The organism is Enterobacter sp. C6 (genome assembly GCF_008122455.1).
Lineage (GTDB): Bacteria > Pseudomonadota > Gammaproteobacteria > Enterobacterales > Enterobacteriaceae > Enterobacter > Enterobacter pseudoroggenkampii.
In genome coordinates this window covers 20,035-28,423 of the sequence record NZ_QPFW01000200.1, presented here as the reverse complement: position 1 = coordinate 28,423, position 8,389 = coordinate 20,035, and the positions used below count along the sequence as shown (strand labels likewise).

At 58.6% G+C, this 8,389-nt stretch carries 6 protein-coding genes and 1 other RNA gene; 2 read left to right on the top strand and 5 right to left on the bottom strand.

Features of this window, described 5'->3' with window-relative positions; all coding sequences use genetic code 11:
* Positions 1 to 75, top strand: a non-coding RNA gene (locus DOU50_RS08840) — RtT sRNA; the annotation flags it as partial.
* Between the two features lie 76 nt (positions 76 to 151).
* Here DOU50_RS08840 and DOU50_RS08835 read toward each other — a convergent pair.
* Positions 152 to 595: an Lrp/AsnC family transcriptional regulator gene (locus tag DOU50_RS08835; protein ID WP_024907089.1), complete on the bottom strand. Its 444-nt coding sequence runs from the start codon at positions 593 to 595 to the stop codon at positions 152 to 154.
* 107 nt (positions 596 to 702) lie between these two features.
* On the opposite strand from DOU50_RS08835, the gene DOU50_RS08830 reads away from it, so the two are divergent.
* Entirely contained in the window at positions 703 to 1,599 is an 897-nt protein-coding gene (locus DOU50_RS08830; RefSeq protein ID WP_148769223.1) for a DMT family transporter, read from the top strand.
* Here the strand turns inward: DOU50_RS08830 and narI are convergent.
* The 4 genes from narI to DOU50_RS08810 are packed head-to-tail and all read right to left on the bottom strand — an operon-like array spanning position 1,596 to position 8,255.
* A complete protein-coding gene (gene narI / locus DOU50_RS08825; RefSeq protein WP_023312107.1) occupies positions 1,596 to 2,273 on the bottom strand; it encodes a respiratory nitrate reductase subunit gamma in 678 nt (225 codons plus the stop codon). The genes DOU50_RS08830 and narI overlap by 4 nt on opposite strands.
* A complete protein-coding gene (gene narJ / locus DOU50_RS08820) occupies positions 2,273 to 2,983 on the bottom strand; it encodes a nitrate reductase molybdenum cofactor assembly chaperone (RefSeq protein WP_148769222.1) in 711 nt (236 codons plus the stop codon). The genes narI and narJ overlap by 1 nt, the downstream gene beginning before the upstream one ends.
* Positions 2,980 to 4,515, bottom strand: a complete 1,536-nt coding sequence (gene narH, locus DOU50_RS08815; protein WP_024907086.1) for a nitrate reductase subunit beta — start codon at positions 4,513 to 4,515, stop codon at positions 2,980 to 2,982. The genes narJ and narH overlap by 4 nt, the downstream gene beginning before the upstream one ends.
* The gene (locus DOU50_RS08810) at positions 4,512 to 8,255 is read right to left on the bottom strand and encodes a nitrate reductase subunit alpha (RefSeq protein WP_148769221.1); all 3,744 of its coding nucleotides are present in this window, start codon (positions 8,253 to 8,255) and stop codon (positions 4,512 to 4,514) included. The genes narH and DOU50_RS08810 overlap by 4 nt, the downstream gene beginning before the upstream one ends.
* Positions 8,256 to 8,389 lie beyond the last annotated feature (134 nt).

Below are 8,389 nucleotides of genomic sequence, written 5' to 3'. Positions count from 1 at the left end.
GCGAGAAAGCGTTGCCGCAGGCAACGACCCGAAGGGCGAGGCGCATCGCGCCGAGTCATCCTTCCCCCACCACCATCACTTTCCCAACATAAAAAACCGAGTCCGCCTTCGTAGGCCGGGTAAGGCGCAGCCGCCACCCGGCGACAGAAACCTACATCGGCGGCAAACGGCGCTTCACCGGCGAACTCTTCACAATCGACGTATTACACTGGGCATGTTCTGCCAGGCCGTCCAGCAGCGCATCAAGCTGTTCGATTGACCGCACCACCAGCCTAATCACAAAGCAATCTTCCCCGGTGACTTTGTCGCTCTCAATACACTCCGGCATCGCCTGAATATACTTATCCACCTTATGCAACAGCCCCGGCAAAGGCCGCACGCGCACCAGCGCCTGCAGCGTATACCCCAGCGCCGCCAGATTCACCCGCGCACCATAACCCTGAATCACACCCCGTTCTTCCAGCCTCTTCAGGCGTTCTGCCGTGCTGGGGGACGTCAGACCGATGCGGCCGCTGAGCACCTTCAACGACATGCGCGCATCCTCAACCAGACAGGCTAAAATTTGTCGGTCGATATCATCGATAAGGCATTCCATTCTTTTCACCTAATTTTAAAAAGTGATTTACCTATTCAACCTTATATCACCCCTGTAAAACCCGATAGCGATTTTCGACAATAGCGTCATTAATCAGGAGGTGGATGATGCGTGATTTACATAAAGGCGTCTGGCAAATGAGCCTGGCAATGTTAATTTCCGGCTCTATCGGCGCGTTTGTTTTGCTCTCCGGTCTGCCGGTGACGGAAGTGGTGTTCTGGCGCTGTCTTATCGGGGCTATGGCGCTTTTTATTTTTATCCGGGTAAGTCAAAAGCCCTTCAGTCCCCTCACCCGCACCACGCTGCTGCTGGCTATTCTCGGCGGCGTGGCATTAGTGGTGAACTGGCTGCTGCTCTTCGCCGCCTATGAGCGGATCTCTATTGGTCTTTCTACCGTGGTGTATAACACCCAGCCGTTTATGCTGGTACTGATGGGGATGTTTTTAGGTGAACGCGTCAGCCTGGTGAAATGGGGCTGGCTGTTCCTCGCCTTTGGCGGCGTGGTGATACTGCTCTCCAGCGAGCTGACCGGCGCGCATGGCGGTGAATGGCTCGCCGGAATCGGTCTGGCGATGGCCGCGGCCTTCTTCTATGCAGTCACGGCCATGATTGCCCGCAAACTCAGATCCGTTGCGCCGCAGCATATTGCCTTTATCCAGGTACTGACGGGCGTCGTGATGCTTTTGCCGTTTGCCAGCCTGCCGTCATTTTCCGGTGATTTCCCCTGGCCGATCCTGCTCACGCTGGGCATTGTCCATACCGGCATTATGTACCAGCTGCTCTACAGCGCGATTCAGAAGCTGCCTACGCCTATAACCGGCTCCCTGTCATTTATCTATCCGGTGGTGGCTATTGTTGTTGATAATCTGGTGTTCGGACACGCGCTGAACCTGACGCAGCTGGCGGGCGGCGCGCTGATCCTGTTTGCTGCCGCGGGGAACAACCTGGGCTGGGGCGAAAAAAAACCCCGCGAGTGCGGGGTTGGTATCAAAACGGCAAATTAGCGACGGGCGCGTACTATCTGGTATTTGCGCGTCAGGTACTCCACCGGCGCGCTCCAGATATGCACCAGGCGGGAGAACGGGAACAGCACAAACAGCGTCATCCCCAGCACCAGGTGAACGCGGAAGATAAACGCCACGCCGTCCAGGTGCGCGGAGGCTCCGCCGTGGAAGGTCACCACGGACTGCGCCCAGCCCACCAGCTTCATCATTTCGCTCCCGTCCATATGCTGCGCCGAGAATGGAATGGTCAACAGACCCAGCGCACACTGCACCATCAGCAGGGAGAGGATCAGGATGTCCGCTGCAGTCGTGGTCGCACGCACGCGCGGGCTGAACAGACGACGTTTCAGCAGCAGCAGGCCACCGACCAGAGTCATCACCCCGCAGGCACCGCCCGCGATCATCGCCATCTTCTGCTTCACCTCAATCGGTAGCCACGCTTCATACATCCAGTGCGGCGTCAGCATTCCCAGGAAGTGACCGGCAAAAATCCCCAGAATACCGATGTGGAACAGGTTAGAGCCCACATGCATTCCCTTACGATCCAGCATCTGGCTGGAGGCAGCACGCCAGGTGTACTGACCGTAGTCATAACGCAGCCAGCTTCCCACCAGGAACACGGTGCCCGCGATATACGGGTAAATGTCAAAGAAGAACATATTCAGGAAGTGCATTAGTGCCGTCCTCCGTTAGAGATATTCAAATATTGCGGGGCAACCGCGCCGGCAAAACGACGCTGGTGAGCGGAGATTTCAGACTCGCCGCAGTTCTGGTCAGCAAAGAATTTCACCTGCTCTTCTTGCCAGACCGCATCCAGCGCTTGTGGCGTATCATCGCGGGCTTCATCCGCAATTTTCTCCGCCACTTTTTCACTGTCGACCGCGGCGTTGGCCAGCTTCACCAGCAGATCGAACAGAACCGCATAGCGGCTCTCGCGCTGCTGAAGACGCGCGCCGAGCAGCGCCAGGATCGGCGCGATGTCCTGCAGACCGCCCAGCGCCTCTTCTTTCGGCAGCTGCGCCAGGTACTCCAGATACAGCGGCAGATGATCCGGCAGCTCGCGGCTGTCGAGCTGCAGGCCGTGCTGTTCATACTGGGCCATCAGATCCACCATCGCCTGACCGCGGTCGCGGGACTCACCGTGAACGTGTTCAAACAGCAGCAGGGACGTTGCACGACCACGGTCAAACAGCTGGCTGTAGTCCGACTGGGCATCCAGAAGGTCGCGCGCCAGCAGGTCGCGGAGGAAAACACCCAGCTTCTGGGCATCGTCCTTATCCAGGTTTTCAGATGACGCGAGTGCATCAAAGAGTTCCTGCTGATGCTGCGCAAGCGCAGCATCCGGATACTCGAGCAGACGCGAAACAATGACGAGTTCAATCATTGGTGCGGCTCCGTTTTGCTGGTCACATCCATGGCATCAATGCGGCGGCTGTTGAAGAGATTGAATTTGCTGTCTGACCCGTGGCAACCGTCGCCAAAGGTAAAGCCACAGCCATTTTTTTCCGGGAAGGCTTCGCGGGCCAGCTCACGGTGGCTGCTCGGCACCACGAAACGGTCTTCGTAGTTAGCGATCGCCAGATAGCGGTACATCTCCTGCGCCTGCGCTTCGGTCAGACCGACCTCTTCCAGCGCGCGGGTATCGGTTACGCCATCCACGGTTTCGGCACGCTTGAAGTGGCGCATTGCCAGCATACGCTTCAGCGCCAGCAGTACCGGCTGGGTATCACCTGCGGTCAGCAGGTTTGCCAGATACTGAACCGGGATACGCAGGCTCTCCACGTCCGGCAGGATGCCGTTGCTGCCCAGTTCGCCCGCGTCAGCCGCAGACTGAATCGGCGACAGCGGCGGCACGTACCAGACCATCGGCAGGGTGCGGTATTCCGGATGCAGCGGCAGGGCCAGCTTCCAGTCCATCGCCATTTTGTACACCGGCGACTGCTGCGCGGCGTCAATCACGCTCTGCGGGATGCCGTCCTTCAGCGCCTGCTCAATCACCTTCGGATCGTTCGGATCGAGGAACACGTCCAGCTGACGCTGATAGAGATCTTTCTCGTGCTCGGTGCTCGCTGCGTTTTCAATCGCGTCCGCGTCGTACAGCAGCACGCCGAGGTAGCGAATACGGCCTACGCAGCTTTCGGAGCAGACGGTTGGCATCCCGGCTTCAATACGCGGATAGCAGAAGATGCACTTCTCGGATTTGCCGCTCTTCCAGTTGAAGTAGATCTTTTTGTACGGGCAGCCGGTGATGCACATACGCCAGCCGCGGCACTTGTCCTGGTCGATCAGCACGATGCCGTCTTCTTCACGCTTGTAGATGGCGCCGCTCGGGCAGGTCGCCACGCACGCCGGGTTGAGGCAGTGCTCGCACAGGCGCGGCAGATACATCATGAAGGTATTTTCGAACTGGCCGTACATCGCCTTCTGCATGTTCTCGAAGTTCTGGTCTTTGGCGCGTTTCTCGAACTCGCCGCCCAGAATCTCTTCCCAGTTTGGACCGCTGGTAATTTTGTCCATGCGCTGGCCGGTAATCAGCGAGCGAGGACGGGCGATCGGCTGGTGTTTGCCTTCCGGCGCGTTGTGCAGATTCTGGTAGTCGTAATCAAACGGCTCGTAGTAATCATCGATGCCCGGCAGATGCGGGTTAGCGAAGATTTTTCCCAGAAGCCAAGCGCGGTTACCCATGCGCGGCTGCAGCTTGCCGTTGATTTTACGGATCCAGCCGCCCTTCCACTTCTCCTGGTTTTCCCAGTCGGTCGGGAAGCCGGTGCCCGGCTTGCTTTCCACGTTGTTGAACCAGGCGTATTCCATACCTTCACGGCTGGTCCAGACGTTTTTACAGGTGACCGAGCAGGTATGGCAGCCGATGCATTTATCCAGATTCAGCACCATGCCGACTTGTGAACGAATTTTCATTTTACGCTCTCCTGTACCTGGTCATTACCTTCGCCGTCTAACCAGTTAATATTCTTCATCTTACGTACCACCACGAACTCATCGCGGTTCGATCCTACGGTGCCGTAGTAGTTAAAGCCGTAGGCCAGCTGCGCATAGCCACCGATCATGTGGGTCGGCTTCGGCGTAATGCGGGTCACGGAGTTGTGGATCCCGCCGCGCTGCTCGGTGATCTCTGACCCCGGCAGGTTAACGATACGTTCTTGCGCGTGGTACATCATGGTCATCCCGGCCGGTACGCGCTGGCTCACCACCGCACGCGCCGTCAGGGCACCGTTGCTGTTGAACACTTCGATCCAGTCGTTATCTTCAATACCCAGATCTTTGGCATCCGTTTCGCTCATCCAGACAATCGGACCGCCGCGCGACAGGGTCAGCATCAGCAGGTTGTCGCTGTAGGTGGAGTGAATACCCCACTTCTGGTGCGGCGTCAGGAAGTTCAGCGCCTTCTCAGGGTTACCGTTCGATTTCGCGCCCATCACCGCTTTCACGGAGCGGGTGTCGATTGGCGGACGGTACACCAGCAGGCTTTCACCGAAGTCGCGCATCCACTGGTGATCCTGATACAGCGACTGGCGGCCTGACAGGGTACGCCATGGGATCAGCTCGTGAACATTGGTATAGCCCGCGTTATAGGACACATGCTCATCTTCCAGGCCTGACCAGGTCGGGCTGGAGATAATCTTGCGCGGCTGGGCCTGAATATCGCGGAAGCGGATTTTCTCTTCCTCTTTATTCGTCGCCAGGTGCGTATGGTCGCGACCGGTGAACTCGCTCAGGGCCGCCCAGGCCTTCACCGCCACGTGGCCGTTGGTTTCCGGGGCCAGAGTCAGGATCATCTCTGCGGCATCAATCGCCGTGTTGAGCATTGGCTGGCCTTTGGCCGGACCGTCCGCTTTGGTGTAGTTAAGCTTGCGCAGCAGGTCCATTTCGCTCTGGGTGTTCCAGGCGATCCCTTTCCCGCCGTTACCGATTTTCTCCATCAGCGGGCCGATAGAGGTAAAGCGCTCGTAGGTTGCCGGGTAGTCGCGTTCAACCGGAATAATGTGCGGCGCGGTCACGCCCGGGATCAGGTCGCACTCGCCTTTTTTCCAGTCCTTCACGTCCAGCGGCTGCGCCAGTTCGGCGGCGGAGTCGTGCTGGATGGGCAGCGTCACCACGTCGGTCTCTTTGCCGAGGTGCCCCACGCAGACTTCGGAGAATGTCTTCGCGATGTCTTTGTAGATTTCCCAGTCGCTTTTTGATTCCCACGCCGGGTCAACGGCCGCAGACAGCGGATGAATAAACGGATGCATGTCCGAGGTATTCATGTCGTCTTTTTCGTACCAGGTGGCGGTAGGCAGCACGATGTCGGAGTAGAGGCAGGTGCTGGACAGGCGGAAGTCGAGGGTGACCACCAGATCCAGCTTGCCGTCGAGACCGTTGTCTTTCCACTCCACCTCTTCCGGCTTCACGCCGCCCTGCTTGCCGAGATCTTTCCCCTGGATACCGTTTTCGGTACCGAGCAGGTATTTCAGCATGTACTCGTGGCCTTTACCGGACGAGCCCAGCAGGTTGGAGCGCCAGATAAACAGGTTACGCGGATGGTTTTTACCGTTCTCCGGCTGTTCCGCCGCGAAGCGAATTGAGCCATCCTTCAGGGATTTCACGGTGTAATCCACCGGTGACATGCCTGCCTGCTTTGCCGCTTCCGCAATGCGCAGCGGGTTAGTGCCCAGCTGCGGCGCAGACGGCAGCCAGCCCATGCGCTCGGCGCGCACGTTGAAGTCAATCAGATGGCCGCTGTAGCGGGATTTATCCGCCATCGGCGACAGCAGCTCCTGCGCGGTGACCGTCTCGTAGCGCCACTGGCTGGAGTGGTTATAGAAGTAGGAAGTGCTGTTCATGTGGCGTGCCGGGCGCTGCCAGTCGAGGGCAAACGCCAGCGGCTGCCAGCCGGTCTGCGGACGCAGTTTTTCCTGGCCCACGTAGTGCGCCCAGCCGCCGCCGCTCTGGCCGACGCAGCCGCAGAAGATCAGCATGTTGATCAGGCCACGGTAGTTCATATCGAGGTGATACCAGTGGTTCAGACCCGCACCGACGATGATCATGGAGCGACCGTGGGTCTTGTCGGCGTTATCCGCAAACTCGCGGGCGATACGCACGATCTGCGCGCGTGGAACGCCGGTGATTTGCTCTGCCCATGCCGGGGTGTAGGCTTTCACATCGTCATAGCCGGTTGCGCAGTTTTCATCGCCCAGGCCGCGTTCCAGTCCGTAGTTCGCCATGGTCAGGTCATAGACGGTGGTGACCAGAGCGGTAGACCCGTCCGCCAGCTGCAGGCGTTTCACCGGCAGCTTGTGCATCAGTACGTTTTTCAGTTCAACCTTGTTGAAGTGCTCGGAACCTTCGCCGCCGAAGTACGGGAAGCCCACCTCGGCGATCTCGTCCTGGCTACCCAGCATGCTCAGGCGCAGCTCCGTCTCTTCGCCGGTCGTGCCGTTACGCTGCTCAAGGTTCCACTTGCCCTTCTCGCCCCAGCGGAAGCCGATAGAGCCGTTTGGCGCCACCAGCTCGCCGTTGCTGTTATACGCAACGGTTTTCCACTCAGGATTATTTTCCTGGCCCAGCGAATCCACCAGATCGGCAGCGCGCAGCGTACGGCCAGCGGCATAGTAGCCCTCACGCTCTTCCAGCATGACCAGCATCGGCATGTCGGTATAGCGGCGGACGTAGTCGGTGAAGTACTGGCTTGGTTTATCCAGGTGGAACTCGCGCAGCATGACGTGACCCATCGCCATCGCCATCGCCGCATCGGTACCCTGTTTCGGCGCCAGCCACAGATCGCACAGCTTGGCGATTTCGGCATAGTCCGGGGTCACCGCCACCGTTTTGGTGCCTTTGTAACGGACTTCGGTAAAGAAGTGCGCGTCCGGCGTACGGGTCTGAGGAACGTTAGAGCCCCAGGCGATGATGTAGCTGGAGTTGTACCAGTCCGCGGATTCCGGCACGTCGGTCTGCTCGCCCCAGGTCTGCGGAGACGCGGGCGGCAGGTCGCAGTACCAGTCGTAGAAACTCAGGCAGGTACCGCCGATTAAAGAGAGATAGCGCGCGCCGGAGGCATAAGAGACCATCGACATCGCCGGGATCGGCGAGAAGCCCGCCACGCGGTCAGGACCGTAGGTTTTGACGGTGTAGACGTTGGAAGCGGCAATCAGCTCGTTCACTTCTTTCCATGAGGAGCGAACGAAACCTCCGCGACCGCGGGCCTGCTTGAAGCTTTTTGCTTTGTCAGCGTCTTCAATGATGGAGGCCCAGGCATCCACCGGATCGCTGTGCTGCACTTTCGCTTCACGCCACATTTTCATCAGGCGCTTGCGCATCAGGGGGTATTTCAGACGGTTCGCGCTGTAGAGATACCAGGAGTAGCTGGCGCCACGCGGGCAGCCGCGCGGTTCGTGGTTCGGCATATCCGGGCGGGTGCGAGGATAGTCGGTCTGCTGCATTTCCCAGGTCACCAGACCGTTTTTAACGAAAATCTTCCAGCTACATGAGCCAGTGCAGTTCACGCCGTGGGTCGAACGGACGACTTTGTCATGCTGCCAGCGCTGGCGGTAACCGTCTTCCCAGTCCCGGTTGGTATCCAGAACCTGGCCGTGCCCATCGGCAAACGTTTCACCCTTCTGCTTGAAGTAGCGAAACCGGTCCAAAAATTTGCTCATCGGGTATCTCCTGTGTGGAGCCTGTGGCTCTCTAAATCGACATTGCTGATTTGCAGCGAAGGTAACGCCCTGAAAGAGGGGGAGAATTGATAACGATCAAGACGAGGAGGGACTTTCAGGCGAGGGATTACACC